We start from the raw sequence: 23,603 nt of genomic DNA on the forward strand, positions 1-23,603 counted from the left end.
AAATAACATGACCAGCATTTTTTAAACAACTTTATTATGTTTTAAAAGAATTTATTGTAAATTAAAATTCTTTTTTATCTCTGGACATCTTCATTTTCTCTTACATTTTGAAACTTTGAGTTTTGTTCTTCATCTTAAATATGTGTTAGAAAATAAATTTAGTAATAAAAGAGCTACTATTGCTAAAATAAAAATGTTAACGAGCCTATATCAAGGGTTGAAACCAGAAGTAGCGAAATAATTAGAAGAAAAAGTCTACTTTCATAATAAACAAATTTCTAATGTGGTAAATAAAATGTGATTATTTTAAAAGATACTGATTCATAAAAGAGTAGTAAAAAGCAAATCGAAGTTGCTGTTATCTTATTTAAAGTGGATGAAAATATATAAAGGAAGATTAGATATTTTAGGATTGCTTAGAGTTTATTTTTGGCTAGGAAACTTATATATTTATCATTACTATTTCGTGAGTCATAAGGTACATTTTACAATTTACAGGTGAAAAAATATTCCTTTATAGGTGAAGGTACTTTTTATGTCAGGTATTTTAATTTTAAAAAACTATGAAGCATAAAAATTCGGAAGAAAAAGTTCTTTACTTTGGGACAAGTGGTTTCAACAAATAAAAAAGTATGCCAATTAAACTGTACCCTATAGAGTAGACACTGAAAAAATCTATTTTATAGGGAACTTCTTTTATATAAAGGGAAAATAAGGGATTAGAAAATGGGAATAAGCAATTAAGAGAACAACCAAAAGTAGCTTACATTAATGTTTGTGGAAGTATGCAATAAAAATATCGTAAAAAATAATAAAAATTTATTGTAAAACGATAAATTTTATATTAAAATCAAAAACATAATAAATAAGTGTGGTGCTTGTTATAGAAAAGGTAACAACGTTATTTTTAAAATTAGAGGAGGTATAAATATGGACATTAACAATTTGATTATTGAAAATATGGATAACCCTCATGAGTTGGAGAGAATGTATAGAAAAGACCCGAAAGCTTTTAAAAAGTCATTCTCACAAGCATGGGATGAAAACCCTGATTCTCAGCTTCTAGCTGCTTGGTATGAAAGATTGAATTTCAAGGAGACGGCAAATAAAGAAAAAATATCGCTGTTTCAAAAAGGTTTCTTATTCATGGGCATGTTAGCTATTCTAGCTGGGCTAAGCACTAGAATCATTTTCCACTTTGTCGAGCAGGAAGCAATTGCTCCAATTAACTTGGCTTTTGGTGTAATTCCCTTTATTGCTGCTTATTTTATTTACAATAATACTCCGAAAAAAAGTATTATTTATTTCCTTGCAGCGTTGTTCTTAATTGCCGGGTTGTATCTTAATATGTTGCCATTAAATTATAAAGACAGCAGTATCCTTGCGTATTTACATCTTCCTATATTGTTATGGGTCTTATTGGGACTTGCGTTTACAGGAAATGAATATTCAAAAGGCAGTACAAGATTAGCGTATATTAAATTTAATTTAGAATATTGTCTTCTCTACGCGAGTATGGCAGTGAGCGGAATGGTACTAGCAGTATTCACGATGAAGTTATTTAGCTTCGTTGACTTAGATATAGGAGAATTCTATTTTAGTAATGTTGTTTTATTTGGTGCTGCGGCTCTCGCTATTGTGGCTACATACTTAGTATCAATGAACCTTAAACTTGCTAAAAATATTACACCCTATATAGCTAAAATTTTTAGTCCGCTTGTACTGATTACATTGTTAATCTATCTTATAACGGTTATATGGAGTGGAAAAAATCCATTCTTGGACCGCAATTTCCTAATGGCGTTCAATGGAATACTTCTTGGTGTATTGGCCGTTACCATATTTTCTATTGTTGAAAGTGACTCAGACGAGAAAAAGAGCATTTCAGATTATATAAATTTTACCTTAATTGTTCTGGCGCTTATTATTGACACTGTCGCATTATCAGCCATCGTATTCAGACTTTCTTCTTACGGGATTACACCTAATAGACTTGCTGTTTTAGGCGTAAACATACTGATTTGGGCAAATCTCATTTGGATTATGTTTTCCTATATGCGTTTCTTGCAAAACAAATCAGGACCGACAGCTATCCAAGATGCTGTTACGAAGTATTTGCCAATCTACGGACTTTGGGCCGCTTTTGTTATATTTACTTTTCCTATAATTTTTAATTAGATAGGCTTTGTTAATGTAACGACAAGCTAATTTTCTATAACGTATAAAATCCTTAGAGCCGATAATTATCGTTACTTCTATAATTTCTCAACAATAAAAAACGTCCCAAATTTGGACGTTTTTTTATGTATATTGCTGCTTTTTCTTAATAAGTAATAACACTTGTGATACACAAGCTAGTACAGGTAGTTCTATTAATGGCCCAATAACTAATGCGAGAGCAATAAGAGGTTCATCTGGAAAAGCAGTCACAGCAATTGCGAGTGCAACAGGCGAATTTCTCGCTAATGTTGTTAAGCTTAGGCTTACAGTGTCTTCATAGGATAAATGCATCATACGTCCTACAAACTGTCCTAGTATAAAGTTAATCATGAAGAACAGTAATACTGGTATAAGTAACAATAAAACAACATTCATATTTTGTAATAAGTACTTACCTTGTGAGGCAAACATCGCTAATATTGCTAAACTTAAAAATACAATTTGAGCAGAGCTGAAAAACGGAATGAGATTATTCTCGAGTGTTTCAGCTTTTTTCAGTTTATTCATAATGAATTTTGTAGCGTGTGCAAGTATAAATGGTAAGACGATTACGATAACAATACTTTCTACTAAAACAGAAACAGATACAGTCTTCATGACACCAGCAAATAAAAATAAGTAAATGGGAAGGAGTAGTACTTGCAAAATTAAATTTACAGGCAAAATGGCAGTAGAAAGTGCTACATTTCCTTTCGCTATTTCAGTAAAGATTAAGTACCAATCTGTACATGGAGTAACCATTAACATAATAAATCCAACCCAAAGTGCTGGGTGATCTGAAAGAAATAGTGCACCTAATCCCCAAGCGAGTAAAGGTGTCCATACAAAATTAATAGTAAGGCTCGTTCCAGCGAATTTTAAATTGCGGAATCCATTTTTTATTTCTTTCAATGGAATGCTGAGAAATAATCCATACAGCATGAAAAATAAGAAGGGGACAATAAATTGTTCTGAATACATATGTATCAAATTAAATTGTCCGAGTACGATGCCGCATGTAACAGCAAAAAGAATAATAAAAGTTTGAATCTTTTCTATAGTGCTCATGAGTAAATCCTTTCTAAATATGAATTGCCCTCTCTATCTCTATTATACAAAATAATAAAGTTACAATGGATGTTTTAATTGTATTGGGGTTTTTATTTAAAGTTACTTGACTAAAGTAAGTGATGTGTATTACAATCACTTACATAAGGTAATTAAATAACAAAAAGTTTGTAATATCTTTACTTAAGGTATCAATTGGAACTTTTTATTAGAATAAGAATTTTTATGATGATGAATAATGAATATGACAAGAAAGATTAGGTGAAGAAAATGGGATTATTTAGCTCATTATTTGGTAAAAAAGAAGAAAATACGAATGTAGAGGGGAATAAAAAAATGTCAAAAGTATTATTTGTAAAAGCAAACGATCGTCCAGCGGAGCAAGCAGTTAGTTCAAGAATGTATGAAACATTTGTAAGTACTTATAAAGAAGCAAATCCAAATACAGAAATTACGGAATTAGATTTATTTGCATTAGATCTTCCTTATTACGGAAATATCGCGATTTCAGGTGGATATAAACGTAGCCAAGGCATGGAGTTAACAGGTGAAGAAGAGAAGGCAGTTGCTACAGTAGATCAATATTTAAATCAGTTTTTAGAAGCTGATAAGGTTGTATTTGCATTCCCATTATGGAACTTTACAGTACCAGCACCATTAATCACATATATTTCATACTTATCTCAAGCTGGAAAAACGTTTAAATATACAGCAAATGGCCCAGAAGGTTTAGTTGGTGGTAAGAAAGTAGTTGTGTTAGGTGCTCGTGGTTCAGATTACTCTTCAGAGCAAATGGCCCCTATGGAAATGGCAGTTAATTACGTAACAACTGTACTTGGATTCTGGGGAATTACAAATCCAGAGACAGTTGTAATTGAAGGACACAATCAATATCCGGATCGTTCACAACAAATTGTTGAAGAAGGTCTAGAAAACGTTAAAAAAGTAGCAGCAAAGTTTTAATTCATGATAGTAAATAGAAAAACCAACATGGATGACCATGTTGGTTTTTTAGTCTATTTTTCATGTTAAAAAATGTATATTTATAAAATAAAAGAAAAGTTCGAAAATAGTATTGCAAAATATTATATAGCAAACTATAATGAGTTCAAGAATAGTTGATACTTAAATTAAATATTCAGAAAATTCAATTAGTTAAAATTGGAAAATGAGATAAGGAAATTTGAATGGGGGTTATATTATGGCGAATAAAGTACCGTTTTCGTTCATAGTAGTTATTGGATTAATGTTATTTGCACTATTTTTTGGAGCAGGAAATTTAATTTTCCCAGCGATGCTTGGTCAATCAGCAGGAGAGAATGTATGGATTGCTAACGCTGGATTTTTAGTAACTGGTGTTGGATTACCATTACTAGGTGTACTAGCATTTGGTTTTTCAGGTAAAGATGATTTACAGTCATTAGCAAGTCGTGCTCACCCAGTGTTCGGGATTGTGTTTACAACAGTTTTATACTTAGCAATCGGTCCGTTATTTGCAATACCGAGAACAGGAAATGTATCTTATGAAATTGGTCTTAAGCCGTTTATGCCAGAGGGAGTAGGTTCTACACCTTTAATTCTTTTCACAATTATATTCTTTAGCATCACTTGTTTTTTTTCGCTAAATCCTGCGAAAATTGTCGATATTGTTGGAAAAATCTTAACGCCAATTAAGTTGACTTTCATCGGTATTTTAGTAATCGTTGCTTTTATACATCCGATTGGAGATATGCAAGCACCAGCGGAAGCTTATACATCACATGCATTCTTTAAAGGATTCCAAGAAGGATACTTAACGATGGATACGCTTGCATCATTTGTATTCGGGATTATCATCATCAATGCTATTAAAGAAAAAGGTGCGAAAACAAAAACACAAATTATGGTCGTTTGTGCAAAAGCGACAATAATTGCAGCATCTATTTTAGCAATTATTTATACAGCTCTTTCTTATATGGGTGCTTCAAGTGTTGCAAAGCTTGGACATTTAGAGAACGGCGGAGAAGTATTAGCGAAAGTTTCTAACTACTATTTCGGATCATATGGCGGAGTATTATTAGGATTAATGATTACAGTAGCTTGTTTAACAACTAGTGTGGGACTTGTATCAGCATGTTCTTCATTCTTCCATAAGTTATTCCCAAATGTTCCTTACAAAGCAATTGCAATCACGCTATGTGTATTTAGTGCAATTGTTGCAAACGTAGGATTAACACAGTTAATCGCAGTTTCTGTTCCAGTATTAACAGCAATTTATCCACTAGCAATCGTATTGATTTTCTTAACATTCTTCCATTCATTATTTAAAGGAAGAGCTGAAGTTTATCAAGTAAGCTTAATCGTAACATTTATCATCAGCTTATTCGATGGATTAAGTGCAGCTGGAGTTAACATTGAAGTAGTAAGCCAAGTGTTCACTAAATTCCTTCCGATGCAGGAAGTAGGATTAGGCTGGATCTTCCCAGCGATTATCGGTGGATTTATCGGATATGGCATTAGCGTTGTAAAAGCAAAAAATCAAGTTCAACCAGCTAGTGCGAATAAGAAAATAGGTTAAATAAAAAAGTTATAGAACTTGTTTCTATAACTTTTTTTGTTACTATTAATAATGAAAGAAAATAAAGTAGTAGGGGAAATAAAATGAAAAAAACAATTGATCATATTGGCATCGCAGTTCGAGATATAGATAGTACGATACGTTTTTATGAAAAGGTGTTGTTAGGAACTTTAATAGATCGTTACGTAAGTGAAGCTCCTGGTGTTGAAAGTGAAGTAGCCATTCTTGAAGTGGATGGAGATAGAATTGAATTACTCGCACCAACGAATAATACGACTTCACCAATTGCCAGATTTATAAAGCAAAAAGGTAAAGGGGTTCATCACGTTGCATATCGTGTCGATGATTTAGATGTAGCTTTAGAAGAGTTAAAAGAACAAGGCGTTCGAACGTTAGAGCATACACTTCGAATTAATAAACACGGTAGAAGATTAATATATCTTAACCCAGCGGATACAGAGGGAACAATCATTGAGTATTGTGATTATCCGGAAGAGAAATAAAGAAATTTTATGACGGAAGAAGGGTATTACGTAATAACGTAATACCTTTTTTATTTATGTATTTCACACTTTCTTCACAAATGATTCACGATAACTTTTCTTCTTCAGGAACTTACATAAATATATTTTATGATATAATTACAATCGACTTTAAAAATGTAAGTTGTATCTATCAAGGTAGTTACTATTTTATTGGAAGTTTAGAGGTGAGAGAGAAATAAAGAGTTATACTGTATAGCAATTTATATTTAATCAGGTTAATATTTTGCGAAAGAATCAAACTTGGGAAGTTAAAGGAATGGAAGTATAGCAATGAGTAAGAAAGAAGTGAAATGAGTGTGAAAGTAATGAGAAGGTTAGGGGCATGGTTATTAATTGCATGTGTGCTTATTATATCGATACCAAAAAGTGTATCTGCTCATGCGTACATTGTGAAGTCAAACCCTGCTGAAAATGAAACGTTGAAGAAAGCACCAGCTGTTGTGAAAATTGAATTCGATGAGGATATACAAGTTTCGCATTTTAATACATTGTTTGTAAGAGATATCTCAGGTACAAGAGTAGATCTAAAAGATGCTCATATCGATAAGAAAAACAAAAAAATATTAGAAGTAGGCTTAAAAGAAAACTTGAAAAACGGACTCTACTCTATTCAGTGGAAAGTGATTTCTGCTGACGGGCATCCTATTCAAGGAGTGATTCCGTTCCGAATTGGGTCAGAGGAAGCGGGAGCAGACGATATACAAGTAGAAGAGATGGGGTATGTCCCGCAAATAGATATGATTATGGAACGTGGAGTTTTATATACAAGTTTCTCACTATTTATAGGCGTGCTATTCTTTAATCTTATTATGTATAAAGGGAATGCAACCTCGGTTCGATCAAGGAGTAAGAACATAATATGGATCTCATTATTGGGTATATTGATTAGCTTATTATTCAATCTACCATTGCAAGCGAAAATAAATGCTGATGTTTCATGGTTAGAAGCATTCGATCCGTTACTATTAAAAGAAACATTACAGCTTTCTGTTTTTGGATATGTATGGATTACTCAAATGGTTCTTATTAGTTCGCTTATAATTGTTACGTATTTTGCGATGAAGTGTGAGAAGCTGTCGTCGTTTAAAGTATGGAGCATTCCAATACTATTGTTTATCGGGATACTTGTTATGAAAGCCTTTAATAGTCACGCATACGGTTTAAAGTTTAAAGAGATTGCGGTCGTTATGGACTTTCTACATTTATTCGCAGCTTCGTTATGGATTGGTGGTCTATCATCTATTGTTCTTCTTTTACGTAAAGAGGATGATAAGTGGAGTATGTATTGGGATATGATTAAGCGTTTTTCACCATGGGCAACAGGTGCTGTCATAGTGATTGTATTAACGGGTCTTTTTAATAGTACGTTTTTTATCCCCACGATCCATTCCTTATTTGATACGAAGTATGGATTGGCTTTATTAACAAAGACACTTTTATTCATTTTCATGGGGGTATTGGGAATTATTCATTATGTGAAAGGGAGAATGCGAGCGCAGCGAGGATTAGGAGTTACTGTGAAAGTAGAGTTTGTCATTGGAATTGTCGTTTTCGTAATCGTAGCTTTTATGACAAACGTACAAACACCTCCGATGCCTCCTACTGGACCATTTACAGAGAGTAAACAATTAGAAAATGGATATGAACTTACGCTAAATGTGAGTCCCAATAAGGTAGGACAAAATACATTTCATATTACTTTAAAAGATGATAATGGACAGCCTGTTACTGATATGGAACAAATGATATTGACGACTCAATCGTTAGATATGAACATGGGAAAAGGTTCATTTAAAGTTTCAGCAGTTTCACCGGGAGAATATGAAGCAGAAGGTATGTATATTAACATGACAGGAAACTGGAATATACATGTTCATGGATTAACAAAATCTCTGGATAGCTTCGATACAGATTATAAATTTATTGTAGGTGGCAGATAAAGAGGCGTTATAGATGAAAGGGAGTTAATAGAAAATGAAACGTATAAAAAAAATAGGAACAACAATGATCGCAACAATAATTGCAATGGGAATCTTTTCGTTACCTGTTAGTGCTCATGTGACGGTAAAGCCAGAAACTTCTGATGTTAATTCATGGGAGACTTACACAATAAAGGTACCAGTTGAAAAAAATATAGCAACAACAAAAGTCACACTAAAAATACCGTCTGGCGTTGAGTTTCAACAGTATGAACCAGTGCCAGGGTGGAAAGTGGAAGCGCAAAAAGATAGTGCTGGAAAAGTGAAAACTGTAGTATGGGAAGCGACAGGAGAAGGGATTTTAACCGGTCAATTCCAACGATTTACTTTCGTCGCTAAAAATCCGGATAAAGAGCAAAAAATAGCTTGGGACGCATATCAACAATATAAAGACGGAGAAATTGTTGAATGGACAGGCGATGAAAAAGCTGAAAAACCACATTCACTTACTACAATTGCAAAAGGTACGTCATTAACAGGAGAACATGGTGAAGTGTCTCGTGTAGAAAAGAATGAAGGTACTAGTAATATGCAATTGATAGCAATTGTCTTATCTATTTTGGCGATAGTATCGTCGGTAAGTGCGTGTGTTTTTGTAGTACGTCGTAAAAAGTAAGACGTAAGAAAGAGCCTACAAACAGCAGGCTCTTTCTTACGTTTATTTCATTTCAACTTGCTGCCTTATAGCAAGTGCTTTCGGTTTTATATTTACAAAACAAATGCTCACAACAATAAATAATAGCCCAATAAATAAGCTCATTGTAATGGCCTCATGTAAGAAAATTGAACTTACAATAATAGCGATTAGTGGAATGAGGAATGTATAAGCCCCAACTTTACTTGCTTCACCAGCTCCCACAAGTGTGAAGTATGCAAGCCACCCCATTGCAATAACGAAGAACGAAATAAAGAGAAGTACGCTAACAAATGGCATACTCCAAGCGATACTAGACCAGCTTTCAAACTCTGAACCAAATCCAATTAAGCAAAGTCCACCAATAATAAGCTGAAGTGTTACCATCCAAATGGCATTAACACGGTGACCAGTCTTCTTAATAAATACTGTGCCAAGTGCCCAGCCAATCGCGCATCCTAACGCGAGAAGGATTCCGATAATAGAAATATGTCCAGTTAAACTGCTAGAGCTAATAACACCTACGCCAATAAATCCGAGAACGAGCCCGAAAATTTTCAAGCCGTACATTGATTCTTCAAGCCATATCCACGAGAAAATACCGAGTAAAACTGGTTGTAGAAATACAATGGCGGAAAATAACCCAGCAGGCATATATTGAAGGCCGACAGTTTGTAACCCGTAAAATATAATGATGTTAAGTAAAGAAGAAATAACGTATAAATGCCACGTTTCTTTTAAATGTAACTCTTTGTATTTCGGTAATGCGAAAAGGAGTAAAATGAATCCTCCAATTAAAGTTCGAACGCCTGCAAATAAAACAGGTGGTGTATAATGCAGGGCAAACTTTGATAAAGGCCAATTGATTCCCCACATGAAAACGAGAAAAGTAAGGATTATGGCCGTCTTAGTTCGAGAAAGCTGTGTCACTGAAAGACCTCCTTGTTGTTATTCATTTCACTATGATATGATATCAACTGTAATAAATAAAATGAATCTTTTTTATGAGGAGTATAAGTGATTAGTTATGACCATTACACAACTGCAAGTATTAATAAAAACCGTTGAGTTAGGTAGTTTTACGAAAGCTGCTCGGGTGTTAAATATGACGCAGCCAGCTGTTAGTCATGCGATTTCAAGTATTGAGTCAGAGTTAGGAGTTACTATTCTTATACGTGATAAACGAAAAGGGCTACTCGTTACGGATGTAGGAAATAGGATTCTTGTACATATTAGAGAGATTTTGAACGGTGTAGCGAAGATTGAACAAGAAGTTGCGATGGAGAAAGGGCACGAAGTTGGGACGATTCGAATTGGGAGTTTTCCGAGCGCTTCTGCACATTTTTTACCCAAAATGATAAACCTTTTTAAGGAGAAGTATCCGAACTTAGAAGTAGTTCTTTGTGAAGGAACGATTAAAGAAGTTGAAGATTGGTTAGTATCGAGGGTTGTTGATATAGGAATTGTTATTTTGCCTAATAAAGAGATGGAGATTGTTCCATTAACGAAGGGGAAAATGGTTGCTATCTTAAGAGATGATCATCCTCTTTGTAAGAAGGACTCTATTACAATTAGTGATTTAGAGAATGAACCGATCATATTATGTAAGGGTGGATACGAACCACCTATTATTGATATGTTTAAACAAGCAAACGTACCACTTCGGGCTGAGTATGTAATATCAACCGTTACTACAGCTTTAAATATGATTCAAGAAGGATTAGGCATTGCAATATTAGCTGAATTATCTTTAACGAATTTACCAAAAAATGTGCAAACGAGAGAATTGGAACCACAAGTATGGAGAGAAATTGCTTTAGCTGTTCCTTCATTAAAGGATTCTTCAATCGCTGTGCAGCTATTTATTGAAGAATTTCAAGCGCTATTTGCAGAATAAAAAGGGTTGTCTCATATATCATAATGGGACACTTTTTAATTTGCTTATAAAAAATCTATGAAAAGGATTGACTTATTTTTTAGTTGTAACTATAATGATTACATCGAGGTGGTGATTACGATGAAAATTAGTAGCCGCTTTTCTATAGCTGTTCATATTTTATCTATTTTAAAAAACAATCCATCTTCACTATGCACTTCAGACTATATGGCTGAGAGTGTCAATACAAATCCAGTAGTCATTCGTAAAATTATGTCGTATTTGAAACAAGCTGGCTTTGTTTATGTAAATCGTGGACCAGGTGGCGCGGGATTACTAAAAGATTTACATGAAATCACATTGTTAGATGTGTATCATGCAGTGAATGTAGTCGAAGAAGATAAGCTATTTCATATTCACGAGCAACCAAATCCAGATTGTCCGATTGGGGCCAATATTCAAGCGGTGTTAGAAGTTATATTAATACAAGCGCAATCCGCGATGGAAGAAGTTTTGAGAAATATTACGATGGGGCATTTGTTTGAAATTTTGCAAGAAAAAATGAATGCTTAAATCATATTTATATTTTTTTATTATCAATGTAACTGATTCGATTACAACTATAAAGGTAAGGTGTAAAAGTATGACTGTAAAAATGAAAGTATACTCAGATTTTATATGTCCATTTTGTTTTTTAGCAAAAGGTCCATTAGATGAAGTAGCGAAAGAGAAAGATGTAGAAATTGAATGGATGCCATTTGAATTACGTCCAAGTCCATATGCAAAAATTGATCCATGGAATGAGCCAGAAAAATTAGGCTCATGGGATGCTTTTATTCTTCCAACTGCGAAGAAGTTAGGAATCGATATGCGTTTGCCACGTGTTTCTCCGCATCCATATACACATTTAGCTTTCGAAGGGTGTCAATTTGCGAAAGAACGTGGACTAGGAAATGAGTATCATCACCGCGTATTCACAGCATTTTTCCAAGAAGAGCAAAACATTGAAGATATTGATGTTTTAACAAAATTAGCGGTAGAAGTAGGTCTTCCTGAAGCTGAATTTAAAGATGCGTTAGTAACTCGTAAATATAAAGAAAAGCATCAAGAAGCAATTCAGCACGCATATGATGAAGCGAATATTATGGCTGTTCCAACTGTCATGATTGGAGATGAAGTCATTCAAGGGCTAGCTAGTAAAGAAACGCTACAAAGAGTCATTGATAAAGAAATTGAAAAGGATAAAACAAATTCATTTGAAGGTATGCAATGTAATACAGATGGATATTGTTAATTCGCTTGTTATGAAATAACAAAATAAATTATAAAACAAATATTTGGAGGAATTAAAATGTCAGCAACTACAACAAACTTAAAAGAAGCAATTGTGAACCGTCGTTCTATTCGTAAAGTAACAAAAAACGATGCAATTACGAAAGAAAGAATTGAAGAAGTTTTAAAAACAGCTTTACACGCACCAACATCTTTCAATATGCAAAGTGGTCGTATGGTTGTATTAATGGATGGAGAGCATGAAAAGTTTTGGGATATTGTTAAAGAAACACTAAGAGCTCGCGTACCAGCAGAAAACTTTGAAGCGACTGTAGAAAGATTAAAAGGTTTCCATACAGGTGTTGGGACTGTGTTATTCTTTGAAAATCAAGCAACAGTAGAAAAAATGCAAGAAAATGCACCATTATATAAAGATCAGTTCCCATTCTGGTCTCATCAAGGAAATGCAATGTTACAACATACTGTATGGATGTTATTATCGGCTGAAGGAATTGGTGCATCATTACAACATTACAATCCAATCGTAGATGCTGAAGTGAAAGAAACTTGGAACATTCCGGCAGAGTGGAGTTTAGTAGGACAAATGCCATTTGGTGAGCCAAATGAACAACCAGCAGAAAGAACGTTCTTGCCTACTGAAGATGTAGTGAAATTTTATTAAGAAATACAATATGTAACGAGAAGGAAGCTGTGCTTAAAAACAGCTTCCTTTTTTTGTAGTGGTGTTAATTTAGGCGGATTTAGGGAAGAAATATAAGAAATAATACGGTGAGAAGGGAATTAGAAAAATGAATGATGAGAAAAAATATACAGTGGTAGGTACTGATGTTGAGGAAGTAAAGCGTTTAAATAAAAATTCAGGGTTAACGTATAATCAAGTGAAAGAAATGTTAGCAAAGCAAATGCAAAAAAAGAAGTAATTAGATTGAAATCTTTCATTTTTTCATTTAGCATTTTGATTGGAGAGAGTTAAGTAAAAGGTAACTCTCTTTTTTGTATAGCTAAGCATCTTATAGAGTGGAGGAAGCAACATGAAGAAATGGGTAAAGGTAACGCTGTCTATCGCTGGAGGTATTGTCTTATTAGCATGTGTTGGCGGATATTACGTGTATAAAAATTATTTTCCAAAGGGACCTGAGCGCATTGTATATGATAAAGAAAGAGTGCTACAACCGATATATAATCAGCTTAAAGGAATCAATATAGAAAATGTAAAGATAAAAGAAAAAGAAATCGTAAATGCGACTGTAGATGAGCTTCAAAAAATGATTGATGATGGAAAGTTGTCATATGAAGAATTAACGAGTATTTATCTTTTTAGAATACAAGAACATGATCAAAATGGAACAACATTAAATTCTGTTACAGAGATAAATCCTAATGCGATGGAAGAAGCAAGGAAGTTAGATCAAGAGCGAGGTAGAAACAAAAAGTCGAATTTATATGGTATTCCTGTCGTTGTAAAAGATAATGTACAGACGGAAAAAGTGATGCCGACTAGTGCAGGAACTTATGTATTAAAAGATTGGATTGCAGATCAAGACGCAACAATTGTGAAGCGGTTGAAAGAAGAAGGGCATTTGTTTTAGGAAAAGCGAATATGTCTGAGTGGGCGAACTATTTATCTTTTACAATGCCAAGTGGGTATAGTGGGAAGAAAGGACAAAATTTAAATCCGTACGGTCCGATCACATTCGATACTTCAGGATCAAGTTCAGGATCTGCTACAGTAGTTGCGGCAGATTTTGCACCGCTTGCAATCGGAACAGAAACGACGGGATCGATTGTTGCACCCGCGGCGCAGCAATCAGTAGTTGGGTTACGTCCATCTTTAGGTATGGTAAGCAGAACAGGAATTATTCCGTTAGCTGAAACTCTTGATACAGCAGGACCTATGGCAAGAACGGTAAAAGATGCAGCAACGTTATTTAATGCAATGATAGGTTATGACGAAAAAGATGTTATGACAGAAAAAATGAAAGATAAAGAAAGAATTGATTATACAAAGGATTTATCAATAGATGGATTAAAAGGGAAAAAGATAGGACTTCTTTTTTCTGTAGACCAACAAGATGAAAATAGAAAAGCAGTAGCAGAAAAAATTAGAAAAGACCTTCAAGATGCAGGTGCGATATTAACTGATAATATCCAGTTAAGTGCTGAGGGTGTAGATAATTTGCAAACATTAGAATATGAGTTCAAGCATAATGTAAACGACTATCTTTCACAGCAAAAGAATGTACCGGTAAAATCGTTAGAAGAGATTATAGCGTTTAATAAAAAGGATAGTAAAAGACGAATAAAATACGGACAAACATTAATTGAGGGGTCTGAAAAATCTGCTATAACGAAAGAAGAGTTTGAAAACGTAGTGCAAACGAGTCAAGAAAATGCAAGAAAAGAGCTAGATAGGTATTTAGTAGAAAAAGGTTTGGATGCTCTAGTTATGATTAATAACGATGAAGTTCTTCTATCAGCTGTAGCTGGTTATCCGGAATTAGCGGTTCCTGCTGGATATGATAAAAATGGAGAACCAATCGGTGTAGTGTTTGTAGGGAAACAGTTTGGTGAAAGAGAGCTTTTCAATATTGGATATGCGTATGAACAGCAGTCTAAAAATAGAAAATCGCCTAGTTTATAAAAGATTATATGAAAAATAACTGGAATCCACCGAAATTATGTTGGTGGATTCCAGTTAAACGAATCTAACAATATGAAAAGAAAAAAAGGATTCTTCTCAATTAGTAAGAAAGATTGTCTATAGGAGTTCATAAAATGTAATATATTCAATTTCCATCCATTGAAGGGGGAGGTTAATTCTTAATGAATGAAGTAAAGAGTTTTTTTCGAAGTAGAGGGTTTCAACGGTTTCTCGTTTTAATAATAGTAGCGCTTGTATTATACGCATTAAAAAGTATGATTAATTTAATATTAATTACGTTTATACTGACGTTTTTAATGGATCGATTTCAACGTTTTATTTCAAGAAAATTGAAAGTAAACCGGAAAATTGTTATTGCATGTTTATATATAATACTAGTTTCCTTTATAGGCACAACGTTATATAAATATTTACCTGTGCTGACGATACAAATTTCACAATTAATTTATCAATTTAAACTATTTTTTCAAAATCCACCTGATAATGAAATCGTTAAATATGCACTTTCGACAATTAATGGGATGGAAGTATCAAAATATATAGAACAAGGTGTAGACGTCATATATCAATCAATAGCAAATATAGGGAAGGTAAGTTTACAAATATTATTATCTCTAATTTTAAGCTTATTTTTCTTATTAGAAAAAGAGCGTATTATTACATTTACATCTAAGTTTAAAGATAGTAAGTTAAAAATCTTTTATGAGGAAATTGCATATTTTGGTGAAAGATTTGCAAGATCGTTCGGAAAAGTAATTGAAGCTCAGTTTTTAATTGCCGTTGTAAATTGTATTCTTACTGTCATTGCATTAATTGTTTTAGGATTTCCACAGCTACTCGTATTAGCTGTTATGGTTTTCTTACTAGGGTTGATTCCTGTTGCAGGTGTGATTATTTCTTTGTTTCCACTTTGTATCATTGCTTACAACGTAGGCGGAGTTATGTACGTAGTATACATACTCGTGTTCATAACAGTAATCCATGCTCTTGAAAGTTATTTTTTAAATCCGAAGTTTATGTCTGCAAAAACAAATTTACCAATCTTTTATACATTTATGATTCTTATCTTCTCAGAGCATTTCCTTGGAATATGGGGGCTTATTATCGGGATACCAATCTTTATCTTTTTATTAGATGTACTTGATATAAATAATGAGGATGCGACTAAAAAATAAGAAATGATAGAAAATCATTAAAAAGTCATAGGAGATAATGAAAATAAAAAGCAATCCAAAATAAATTGGATTGCTTTTATCTTAATTAAAGAACAGGAGCCATTGTTTCTTTCAATACTTGAACAGAGTGATCAAATTTTAATTCTTCTTCTTCACTTAATTCAACCTCTAAAATTTCACGAACACCGCCGCGATTTAAAACAGCAGGTACCCCGATATAAACATCTTTTTGACCATATTGACCTTCTAAGTAAGCTGATACAGTTAATACACTATTTTCGTCGTTTAAAATTGCTTTTGTAACACGTAGAAGTGACATACCGATACCATAATAAGTTGCGCCTTTACGCTCAATAATATGGTAAGCTGCATCACGGACGTTTATGAAAATTTTGTCTAAATCTTCTTGATTATACGTGTTGTCTTTTTCAAGCAGTGTTTGTAGTTTTTGGATACCAACGGAAACATGACTCCAAACAGGAAGTTCAGTATCGCCGTGTTCTCCGATAATATAAGCGTGAATGTTGTGTGGACCAATATTGAAGTACTCACCTAACATATAGCGGAAACGAGCAGAATCAAGCGTTGTACCAGAACCGATTACACGTTCTTTCGGTAAACCAGATTCTTTCCAAGTTACGTAAGTTAAAATATCTACAGGGTTTGTTGCGATTAAGAAGATGCCATCAAATCCGCTATCCATAATACTGCGAACGATTTGTTTAAAGATTTTAGCGTTTTTCTCAACTAAATCTAAACGTGTTTCGCCTGGCTTTTGTGGTAATCCAGCTGTAATAACTACAAGGTCAGCATCTTTACAGTCTTCGTAGCTACCTTTCCATACTCTGGTTGGAGCTGGTGCGAATGGAACAGCATGACTTAAATCCATTGCTTCTCCTTCAGCTTTTGCCTCATTTACATCGACTAAAACAAATTCTTCAGCTACGGCTTGGTTAATCATGCAGTAAGCATAACTACATCCAACTGCTCCTGTTCCTACTAATACAACACGGTTAATACCTTTTTTCATTTCAAAATTCCTCGCAATTTCATTGGTTTTGTTATGTAAGATAATACGTCTTACTTCTATAGAATCATATCTAGTTTATTACATTTTATAAAAGATATTCAAGTATTTGAAAATGTATCCGTGTAATTCCTTGCCCAAAACATAGGAATGAAGGTAACTGAATATAATTCAGTAAAATCCTTTGTAAAAGGGGAAATGGCATGGGGAACCCATTAACAATGGAAGAGATGCTTCATATTATTCATGCAGGGCTTGTTAAAAAGAATAACCCAAAACGGATTACGATTGCCGGTGCAGGGATTTCTGGATTAGTTGCAGGTTCTTTATTAAAAGAGGCTGGGCACGAAGTAACGATTATAGAAGCAAATAACAGAATAGGTGGCAGGGTGTATACGATTCGGGAACCATTTAGTGTGGGTTTATATTTTAATGCGGGACCGATGAGAATCCCTGATACCCATAAGTTAACCTTAGCGTATATTTATAAATTTAAACTGCCTTTAAACCTTTTTATAAATAAAACTTTTGCAGATATCATTTACACGAATAACATTCAAACGAGATTGAATGTGTTTGAAAATGATCCAAGTGTACTTGAATATCCGGTTTTGGATAAAGAAAGAGGAAAAACGGCAGAAGAGTTAATGATTGAGGTATTAGAACCAATACTAAATTATATTAAGAAGGAACCGGATAAAAACTGGCTTATCGTTGAAAAAAAGTATAAAACGTATTCGCTTGGTTCATTTTTAATGGAGTATTATTCAGATGGTGCAATAGATATGATCGGGGTACTTCTTGATATGGAAGCTTATATGGGAATGTCCTTAATTGAAGTATTACGTGAAATGATCTTTTTTACTTCAACAACGAAATATTATGAAATAACTGGTGGAATGGATAAGTTATCGAATGCATTCTTACCACAATTAAGGGAGCATATTTTAATGCCGTATAAGATTGATAAAATCATACAAGAAGATAATAAAGTAATGTTACAAGGAAATCATGAGCAAACGTTAGAGCAATTTACAATAACAAGTGATTTTGCTATTATTACAATTCCATTTTCAGCGTTAAGATTTGTAGAAGTTCAGCCATACTATTTATTCTCTTATTTTAAAAGAAGAGCAATTCGTGAATTAAATTATATTGCTGCAACTAAAATTGCAATAGAGTTTAAAAGTAGATTTTGGGAGAAAGCGGGACAGTGTGGTGGAAAATCTATTACTGATTTACCGATACGGTTTACATACTATCCGAGTTATGGCATTCATACTCCAGGACCAGCTATCGTTATAGCAAGTTATACGTGGGCAGATGAGGCGTTAACATGGGATAGTCTCCCGCAAAGAGATCGTATTCGTTACGCATTAAAAAATTTAGCGGAAATATACGGTGACATCGTCTATAGTGAGTTTGTCACTGGAACATCTTTTAGCTGGAGTAAAAATCCGTATTCTTGCGGTGCATTTACAGCTTTCGAACCAGGCCAAGAGCTCGAGTTATTTCCGTATATTACACCATCATCTGGAAAAGTACACTTTGCAGGAGAGCATACGACATTAACACATGGATGGATGCAAGGGGCAATTGAGTCTGGAGTTAGAGTTGCATATGAAGTAAATGAACAGTGAATCTCTTATATTTACAAATGGTCATTCTTTTAATAAAATGATAAATATAAATCGTAATTATTACGCTTTGAATACATTTGAAGTAAAGAAATGGATGGTCGGTTGAATGAATAAAGTGGAGATTCATATATTAGGTGGTTTTTTAGGTAGTGGAAAATCAACATTATTACAAAATTTATTGTTAGCAGAGAAACAGAAGAATAGAAAAGTTGCAGTATTAATGAATGAAATTGGTGAATACTCGGTAGATACAGATATTATTGGAAAAGAGAATGTTTTAAGAGAACTTCTTAAAGGTTGTATTTGTTGTACGTTAAAAGAAGAGCTTGAAATACAATTACATTCGTTATATCAACAAGAAAGACCAGATGTAATTTATATAGAAACGACAGGTGTTGCGCATCCAATTGAAGTGTTAGACGCGTGTGTCTCGCCAATTTTAGCACCTTTCCTGGAAGTGAAATCAATTGTAGTCGTTTTAGATGCCGTAAGATGGTTAAACCGAAGTATATTAAGTGCAAATGTACAACAGCTACTGCATGAGCAACTGAAATTTGGTAGTCATATTCTTGTTAATAAAGCAGATTTACTAACAGATGAAGACAAGAACATAGTGCTTGAAGAAGTAAAGGCAATAAATGATCATGCGAAATTGTATGAAACAAAGTATTGTAATATATCTTTAAAAGATATTGAAGAAGCTGAATTTACAAATGATGAGGAACATGAGACACTACATGTCAAACAGCATTTACATATACAAACGATGACATATCAATTTACGAAACCGATTGATCAAGACAAATTATATGAATGGCTTTCGAATTTACCAGATAGTATTTATCGTGTGAAAGGTTTTGTGAAATTTCATGGAGATAAATACCCTCACCTATTCCAATATTCGTTCGGAGTACCAACTTTATTGGAACAAGATTTCGGTTTCCCAACAAACTTGGTAGTAATAGGAGAAGGACTAGATAAGAAACGATTGGCTGAAGGATTAGAGAAAGTAGAACTTAACTCTAATTAAGGTGAAAAGACTAACTTAAAAAAATAAGTTAGTCTTTTTGTATGGTCATTACTGAAATGAAACAGTATTTTCAATTGGATTGCAGAATATATATTGATTGTATGTCCGTTTCCATTACATAGGAAGGTGATTATATATTTGTGCCGAATGTAGAGGGTACTACAAGAGTTTTCCATTATCTATCGAATTAGTTAGTCATGATTACGGACAGGGGATTTTGGCGTGTTTGATTCTATCAGAAAGTAAAGTATGGGGAGGATCACAATGTCGATGAAAAAACGTAAGTGGCTAAAGACAATGTTTACTGGCTGTGTTTTAGGTTCGTTATTAATAACGGCAGCTTGTTCAGGAAAGAAAACAAGTACAGAGGATGAAAAAACGATTAAGGTAGGAGTCCTTGCTTCTTTAACAGGACCGCTAGAATCGTATGGAAAACAAACAGTGAACGGATTTGAATTAGGGTTAGACTATGCAACTGGTGGAACTGGGAAAGTAGATGGGAAAAAGATTAAGTTTGTTGTAGAAGATACAGAAACGAAAGCGGATGTAGCAGTGAAGAAAGCTACGAAGTTATTAGAAGAAGAGAAAGTTGATTTTTTAGTTGGATCGTCTAGTTCAAGTGATACGTTAGCGGTTTTACCACTGGCTGAAGAATATGAAAAGATTATGGTTGTAGAACCAGCAGTTGCGGATAGTATTACCGGGAAGAACTGGAATAAATATATTTTTAGAACTGGAAGAAGTTCCTCACAAGATGCGATTGCAGGAGCAGCAGCAATTGCGAAAAAAGGTGTAAAGATTGCGACATTTGCCCCAGATAACGCTTTTGGTCGTGAAGGGATTGCTGCATTTAAAGGGGGTGCAAAAAAATTAGGTGCGAACATTGTGAATGAGCAATACGCGGATACAAATTCAACAGATTTTACAGCGAATATTCAAAATATCATTAGTTCAAAACCAGATTATTTATTTATCGTTTGGGCAGGGGCAAATTCACCTTGGAAACAGTTGAAAGATATGAATGTGGAAGCGCAAGGTATTAAAATTTCTACAGGTGCCCCAGATATACCAGCATTAAAAACAATGGATGCATTAGTAGGTATGCAAGGTTTTTCTGTATATTATCACACACTTCCAAAAAATAAAGTGAATGATTGGCTAGTTGAAGAGCATAAAAAACGTTTTAATGGTGTAGTGCCAGATTTGTTTACAGCGGGAGGAATGTCAGCAGCAATTTCTATTGTAGAAGCTTTAAAGAAAACAAAAGGTGATACAGATGTAGATACATTAATTAAGAAAATGGAAGGAATGGAATTTGATACACCGAAAGGAAAGATGAAGTTTAGAGAGAAGGACCACCAAGCGATGCAGACGCTGTATTCTATCACATTGAAAAAGCAAGATGGTGTTGATTATCCGGTGCCAGTGTTAGAGCGAGAATTAACGATGAAAGAAACAGAACCACCAGTTCAAAATAAATAGACTGAATTTTCTGTTGTTTTTGTATAAAGAGGGGGGACCCTCTTTATACATATTTCTTTCATACTCACGGCCTTAAAGGGAGGGATTTCGTGACACATTTGCTAGAGACGAAAAATCTTAGCGTATCTTTTGGTGAACATCATGTTATTAAAGATGTAAATTTAACTGTCCAAAAAGGAAAGCTCATTTCTATTATCGGGCCAAATGGTGCGGGGAAGACAACGTTATTTAATTTACTAAGTGGACAGATTTCACCCACAACAGGTGAAGTGTATTTTAAAGGGCAAGATATTACAAAACTATCGATTTCAGATCGAACACGCTTAGGAATCGGTCGCTCTTTTCAGCTTACAAACATATTCCCAGAATTAACGGTACTTGAAAATGTCCGTTTAAGTGTTCAATCATTCGTACAAGATTACTATAGCTTTTTCCCGAATCCAGCAAAATTTAAGCAACAAGTTGGAGAGGCGAGACGTTTCTTAAAAACAGTATTACTTCACGAGAAAGAGAACGTATTAGCGAAAGATTTGGCACATGGAGAGAAAAGAAAGCTAGAACTTGCGATGTTATTAGCTTTAAAAACGGATGTGTTATTACTTGATGAGCCGACGGCAGGTATTTCGGTTGAGGAAGTCCCTGCTATATTACAAGTGATTGAAAATATTAAGAAACATCCAGAGAGCACAATTGTACTTATCGAACACAAAATGGATATGATACTAGGTTTGTCAGATCATCTTATCGTTTTATTTCATGGAGAGTTATTGGCTGAAGGATTGCCAGAAGAAATTATGAAAGATGAGCGTGTACAAAGTGCTTATTTAGGGGGATTATATAGTGGTACTATTACAAGTGAATAGTATAGAAACGTATTTAGATCAGTTTCATATTTTGCAAGGAGTATCTCTTGCTGTTGAGAAAGGGACGATTACTGTACTGTTTGGTAGAAACGGGGCAGGGAAAACAACGACATTACGTTCAGTTATGGGGTTTCACCGAATTGCAGATGGTGAAATTTATTATGATAGTGCAAAAGTAAGTGGATTACCTACACATTTAATTTCAAGGAAAGGAATAGGGTATGTACCAGAAAATCAAGGTATTTTTCATGATTTGACAGTAGAAGAAACATTCGCTCTTGCTAGGGGGAAAGGTGAAGAAGTAGAAGGGAAAATAGAGTGGATGCTGGAACTATTTCCGGATTTAAAGCAGTTTTGGAATAAGAAAAGTGGGCTCTTGAGCGGAGGGCAAAAGCAAATGTTGGCTATTTCAAGAGCGTTTATTAATAGTGATGGATTATTACTTATTGATGAGCCGAGCAAAGGGCTATCCCCGATAATGGTGGAGAAATTAATGGTAGCTATTTTGAAGATGAAAGAGAAAACAACAGTTTTACTTGTTGAGCAAAATTTTATGATGGCTAGTCAAATTGGCGATTATTTTTACATTATGGATAATGGAAGAATTGTTCATAACGGTTTTATGAATGAATTAAAAAAGGATAAGGAAATGTGTCATAAATATTTAGGAATCTCTTAACATGAATCCGAGGTGAAAAGGATGGATGTGTTAATCAATTTATTTGTAAATGGGATTTCAACAGGGATGCTCATTTTTTTGTTAGCATCAGGTCTTTCACTTATTTTCGGTCTAATGAGCGTTTTAAACTTTGCACACGGTGGTTTATTTGCATGGGGAGCATTTACAGGTGTTTGGTTATTTAATATGACAGGAAGTTATATATTAGCTTTAGTTGGAGCAGTAGCTATGGGAATGTTCTTAGGATTTATTTTAGAAAGGTTTCTTATCAGACCAGTATATGGAAATCATGTTCGACAGCTGCTCGTTACGCTTGGAGGAATGCTCGTTCTTAGTGAGTGTATTAAAATATTTTGGGGGCCAAACCCTATTAGTGCAAAATTACCGTTATGGTTACAAGGAAGTTTTACATCCGGAGGTATTATATTAATTAAATATCGTCTATTTGTTATTTTGATTGGGATAATTATTTACATTGCACTACTATTATTACTCAAAAAGACGAAGATAGGTCTTATGATCCGTGCAGGTGTAATGGATAAAGAAATGGTTCAAGCGCTTGGTATTAATGTAAAAGCGATATTTTCTTTCGTCTTTTTATTAGGAGCAGGGATGGCAGCTTTGGGTGGTTTCTTATTAGCACCGTATTCGGGCGTTATTTTCGCCGAGATGGGCATACAGTATGCAATTTTAGCTTTTATAGTAGTAATTATCGGAGGATTAGGAAGCGTACAAGGTTCAGCTATTGCTTCTTTAATTGTCGGATTAGCTGGTGCTTTTACAGCGTATTTTATACCAGATTTATCACTTGCAATTAATATGTTAATGTTACTATTTTTCTTAATAGTAAAGCCAACTGGACTTGTTGGTGAAAAGGGGTGAAATGGTGAACAA

The 23,603-nt window shown here is 34.1% G+C and carries 21 protein-coding genes and 1 pseudogene; 19 read left to right on the forward strand and 3 right to left on the reverse strand.

All coding sequences use genetic code 11. The features are described 5' to 3' along the window. The first annotated feature begins 930 nt into the window (after window positions 1-930). The gene (locus MHI26_RS09600; protein ID WP_061667422.1) at window positions 931-2,178 is read left to right on the forward strand and encodes a DUF4153 domain-containing protein; all 1,248 of its coding nucleotides are present in this window, start codon (window positions 931-933) and stop codon (window positions 2,176-2,178) included. A 123-nt stretch (window positions 2,179-2,301) separates the two neighbouring features. Here MHI26_RS09600 and MHI26_RS09605 read toward each other — a convergent pair whose 3' ends face one another. Next, entirely contained in the window at window positions 2,302-3,267 is a 966-nt protein-coding gene (locus tag MHI26_RS09605; protein WP_061667423.1) for an arsenic resistance protein, read from the reverse strand. Between the two features lie 270 nt (window positions 3,268-3,537). Here MHI26_RS09605 and MHI26_RS09610 point away from each other — a divergent pair, with 270 nt between their 5' ends. The 5 genes from MHI26_RS09610 (at window position 3,538) to MHI26_RS09630 (ending at window position 8,964) form a co-directional block, all read left to right on the forward strand. Next, window positions 3,538-4,230 (forward strand): FMN-dependent NADH-azoreductase, encoded by a 693-nt coding sequence (locus tag MHI26_RS09610; RefSeq protein WP_061667424.1) that lies wholly within the window; start codon window positions 3,538-3,540, stop codon window positions 4,228-4,230. A 238-nt stretch (window positions 4,231-4,468) separates the two neighbouring features. Further along, window positions 4,469-5,824 carry a branched-chain amino acid transport system II carrier protein gene (brnQ, locus tag MHI26_RS09615; RefSeq protein ID WP_061667425.1) on the forward strand — a complete coding sequence of 452 codons (1,356 nt, stop codon included), beginning with the start codon at window positions 4,469-4,471 and terminating at the stop codon, window positions 5,822-5,824. An 83-nt stretch (window positions 5,825-5,907) separates the two neighbouring features. Then, window positions 5,908-6,327 carry a VOC family protein gene (locus MHI26_RS09620; RefSeq protein WP_000750835.1) on the forward strand — a complete coding sequence of 140 codons (420 nt, stop codon included), beginning with the start codon at window positions 5,908-5,910 and terminating at the stop codon, window positions 6,325-6,327. 332 nt (window positions 6,328-6,659) lie between these two features. Next, window positions 6,660-8,309: a copper resistance CopC/CopD family protein gene (locus MHI26_RS09625; RefSeq protein WP_061667426.1), complete on the forward strand. Its 1,650-nt coding sequence runs from the start codon at window positions 6,660-6,662 to the stop codon at window positions 8,307-8,309. Between the two features lie 34 nt (window positions 8,310-8,343). Next, window positions 8,344-8,964, forward strand: a complete 621-nt coding sequence (locus tag MHI26_RS09630) for a YcnI family copper-binding membrane protein (RefSeq protein ID WP_061667427.1) — start codon at window positions 8,344-8,346, stop codon at window positions 8,962-8,964. A gap of 42 nt (window positions 8,965-9,006) precedes the next feature. On the opposite strand, the gene MHI26_RS09635 is transcribed toward MHI26_RS09630, so the two are convergent. Beyond that, complete coding sequence (locus MHI26_RS09635; RefSeq protein WP_000192807.1) at window positions 9,007-9,912, reverse strand: DMT family transporter; 906 nt, start codon at window positions 9,910-9,912, stop codon at window positions 9,007-9,009. A 97-nt stretch (window positions 9,913-10,009) separates the two neighbouring features. Here MHI26_RS09635 and MHI26_RS09640 point away from each other — a divergent pair, with 97 nt between their 5' ends. The 7 genes and pseudogenes from MHI26_RS09640 to MHI26_RS09670 all read left to right on the forward strand — a co-directional run bounded on the left by MHI26_RS09640 (window position 10,010) and on the right by MHI26_RS09670 (window position 15,988). Next, window positions 10,010-10,879, forward strand: coding sequence for a LysR family transcriptional regulator (locus tag MHI26_RS09640; RefSeq protein WP_061667428.1), 870 nt, complete (start codon window positions 10,010-10,012; stop codon window positions 10,877-10,879). Between the two features lie 120 nt (window positions 10,880-10,999). Then, window positions 11,000-11,431 carry an Rrf2 family transcriptional regulator gene (locus MHI26_RS09645; protein ID WP_000704075.1) on the forward strand — a complete coding sequence of 144 codons (432 nt, stop codon included), beginning with the start codon at window positions 11,000-11,002 and terminating at the stop codon, window positions 11,429-11,431. 70 nt (window positions 11,432-11,501) lie between these two features. Beyond that, window positions 11,502-12,152, forward strand: coding sequence for a DsbA family oxidoreductase (locus MHI26_RS09650; RefSeq protein WP_000216656.1), 651 nt, complete (start codon window positions 11,502-11,504; stop codon window positions 12,150-12,152). Window positions 12,153-12,209: 57 nt separating this feature from the next. Continuing rightward, window positions 12,210-12,812 (forward strand): nitroreductase family protein, encoded by a 603-nt coding sequence (locus MHI26_RS09655; protein ID WP_001277031.1) that lies wholly within the window; start codon window positions 12,210-12,212, stop codon window positions 12,810-12,812. Between the two features lie 127 nt (window positions 12,813-12,939). After that, window positions 12,940-13,071 (forward strand): hypothetical protein, encoded by a 132-nt coding sequence (locus MHI26_RS09660; RefSeq protein WP_000997344.1) that lies wholly within the window; start codon window positions 12,940-12,942, stop codon window positions 13,069-13,071. 111 nt (window positions 13,072-13,182) lie between these two features. Beyond that, window positions 13,183-14,792, forward strand: a pseudogene (locus MHI26_RS09665) (amidase family protein). Between the two features lie 182 nt (window positions 14,793-14,974). Continuing rightward, on the forward strand, window positions 14,975-15,988 hold the full coding sequence (locus tag MHI26_RS09670; protein ID WP_001006600.1) for an AI-2E family transporter: 1,014 nt from the start codon (window positions 14,975-14,977) through the stop codon (window positions 15,986-15,988). 85 nt (window positions 15,989-16,073) lie between these two features. Here the strand turns inward: MHI26_RS09670 and MHI26_RS09675 are convergent, their stop codons facing one another. Further along, window positions 16,074-17,018 (reverse strand): L-lactate dehydrogenase, encoded by a 945-nt coding sequence (locus MHI26_RS09675; protein ID WP_000715327.1) that lies wholly within the window; start codon window positions 17,016-17,018, stop codon window positions 16,074-16,076. Between the two features lie 200 nt (window positions 17,019-17,218). On the opposite strand from MHI26_RS09675, the gene MHI26_RS09680 reads away from it, so the two are divergent. From MHI26_RS09680 to MHI26_RS09705, 6 genes are all read left to right on the forward strand, one after another. Next, window positions 17,219-18,655: a flavin monoamine oxidase family protein gene (locus tag MHI26_RS09680; protein ID WP_000528026.1), complete on the forward strand. Its 1,437-nt coding sequence runs from the start codon at window positions 17,219-17,221 to the stop codon at window positions 18,653-18,655. Window positions 18,656-18,761: 106 nt separating this feature from the next. Further along, window positions 18,762-19,685, forward strand: coding sequence for a CobW family GTP-binding protein (locus tag MHI26_RS09685; protein WP_061667429.1), 924 nt, complete (start codon window positions 18,762-18,764; stop codon window positions 19,683-19,685). 264 nt (window positions 19,686-19,949) lie between these two features. After that, window positions 19,950-21,167: a substrate-binding domain-containing protein gene (locus MHI26_RS09690; protein WP_061667430.1), complete on the forward strand. Its 1,218-nt coding sequence runs from the start codon at window positions 19,950-19,952 to the stop codon at window positions 21,165-21,167. A gap of 89 nt (window positions 21,168-21,256) precedes the next feature. Continuing rightward, window positions 21,257-22,030, forward strand: a complete 774-nt coding sequence (locus MHI26_RS09695; protein ID WP_061667431.1) for an ABC transporter ATP-binding protein — start codon at window positions 21,257-21,259, stop codon at window positions 22,028-22,030. Continuing rightward, window positions 22,008-22,709 (forward strand): ABC transporter ATP-binding protein, encoded by a 702-nt coding sequence (locus MHI26_RS09700; protein WP_000243531.1) that lies wholly within the window; start codon window positions 22,008-22,010, stop codon window positions 22,707-22,709. Before MHI26_RS09695 ends, MHI26_RS09700 begins: the two co-directional genes overlap by 23 nt. Before the next feature lie 21 nt (window positions 22,710-22,730). Beyond that, the gene (locus MHI26_RS09705; RefSeq protein WP_061667432.1) at window positions 22,731-23,591 is read left to right on the forward strand and encodes a branched-chain amino acid ABC transporter permease; all 861 of its coding nucleotides are present in this window, start codon (window positions 22,731-22,733) and stop codon (window positions 23,589-23,591) included. Window positions 23,592-23,603 lie beyond the last annotated feature (12 nt).

This window comes from Bacillus sp. FSL K6-1218, from assembly GCF_038006445.1.
Classification (GTDB): Bacteria; Bacillota; Bacilli; order Bacillales; family Bacillaceae_G; genus Bacillus_A; species Bacillus_A thuringiensis_S.

What these genes read in the sequence shown, in the direction of transcription:
- MHI26_RS09630 (WP_061667427.1), top strand. Translation starts at nt 8,344, where the DNA reads ATGAAACGTATAAAAAAAATAGGAACAACAATGATCGCAACAATAATT.
- MHI26_RS09655 (WP_001277031.1), top strand. Translation starts at nt 12,210, where the DNA reads ATGTCAGCAACTACAACAAACTTAAAAGAAGCAATTGTGAACCGTCGT.
- MHI26_RS09675 (WP_000715327.1), bottom strand. Translation starts at nt 17,018, where the DNA reads ATGAAAAAAGGTATTAACCGTGTTGTATTAGTAGGAACAGGAGCAGTT.
- MHI26_RS09645 (WP_000704075.1), top strand. Translation starts at nt 11,000, where the DNA reads ATGAAAATTAGTAGCCGCTTTTCTATAGCTGTTCATATTTTATCTATT.
- MHI26_RS09625 (WP_061667426.1), top strand. Translation starts at nt 6,660, where the DNA reads ATGAGTGTGAAAGTAATGAGAAGGTTAGGGGCATGGTTATTAATTGCA.
- MHI26_RS09705 (WP_061667432.1), top strand. Translation starts at nt 22,731, where the DNA reads ATGGATGTGTTAATCAATTTATTTGTAAATGGGATTTCAACAGGGATG.
- MHI26_RS09610 (WP_061667424.1), top strand. Translation starts at nt 3,538, where the DNA reads ATGGGATTATTTAGCTCATTATTTGGTAAAAAAGAAGAAAATACGAAT.
- brnQ (WP_061667425.1), top strand. Translation starts at nt 4,469, where the DNA reads ATGGCGAATAAAGTACCGTTTTCGTTCATAGTAGTTATTGGATTAATG.
- MHI26_RS09640 (WP_061667428.1), top strand. Translation starts at nt 10,010, where the DNA reads ATGACCATTACACAACTGCAAGTATTAATAAAAACCGTTGAGTTAGGT.
- MHI26_RS09685 (WP_061667429.1), top strand. Translation starts at nt 18,762, where the DNA reads ATGAATAAAGTGGAGATTCATATATTAGGTGGTTTTTTAGGTAGTGGA.
- MHI26_RS09650 (WP_000216656.1), top strand. Translation starts at nt 11,502, where the DNA reads ATGACTGTAAAAATGAAAGTATACTCAGATTTTATATGTCCATTTTGT.
- MHI26_RS09680 (WP_000528026.1), top strand. Translation starts at nt 17,219, where the DNA reads ATGGGGAACCCATTAACAATGGAAGAGATGCTTCATATTATTCATGCA.
- MHI26_RS09600 (WP_061667422.1), top strand. Translation starts at nt 931, where the DNA reads ATGGACATTAACAATTTGATTATTGAAAATATGGATAACCCTCATGAG.
- MHI26_RS09690 (WP_061667430.1), top strand. Translation starts at nt 19,950, where the DNA reads ATGTCGATGAAAAAACGTAAGTGGCTAAAGACAATGTTTACTGGCTGT.
- MHI26_RS09670 (WP_001006600.1), top strand. Translation starts at nt 14,975, where the DNA reads ATGAATGAAGTAAAGAGTTTTTTTCGAAGTAGAGGGTTTCAACGGTTT.
- MHI26_RS09620 (WP_000750835.1), top strand. Translation starts at nt 5,908, where the DNA reads ATGAAAAAAACAATTGATCATATTGGCATCGCAGTTCGAGATATAGAT.
- MHI26_RS09605 (WP_061667423.1), bottom strand. Translation starts at nt 3,267, where the DNA reads ATGAGCACTATAGAAAAGATTCAAACTTTTATTATTCTTTTTGCTGTT.
- MHI26_RS09660 (WP_000997344.1), top strand. Translation starts at nt 12,940, where the DNA reads ATGAATGATGAGAAAAAATATACAGTGGTAGGTACTGATGTTGAGGAA.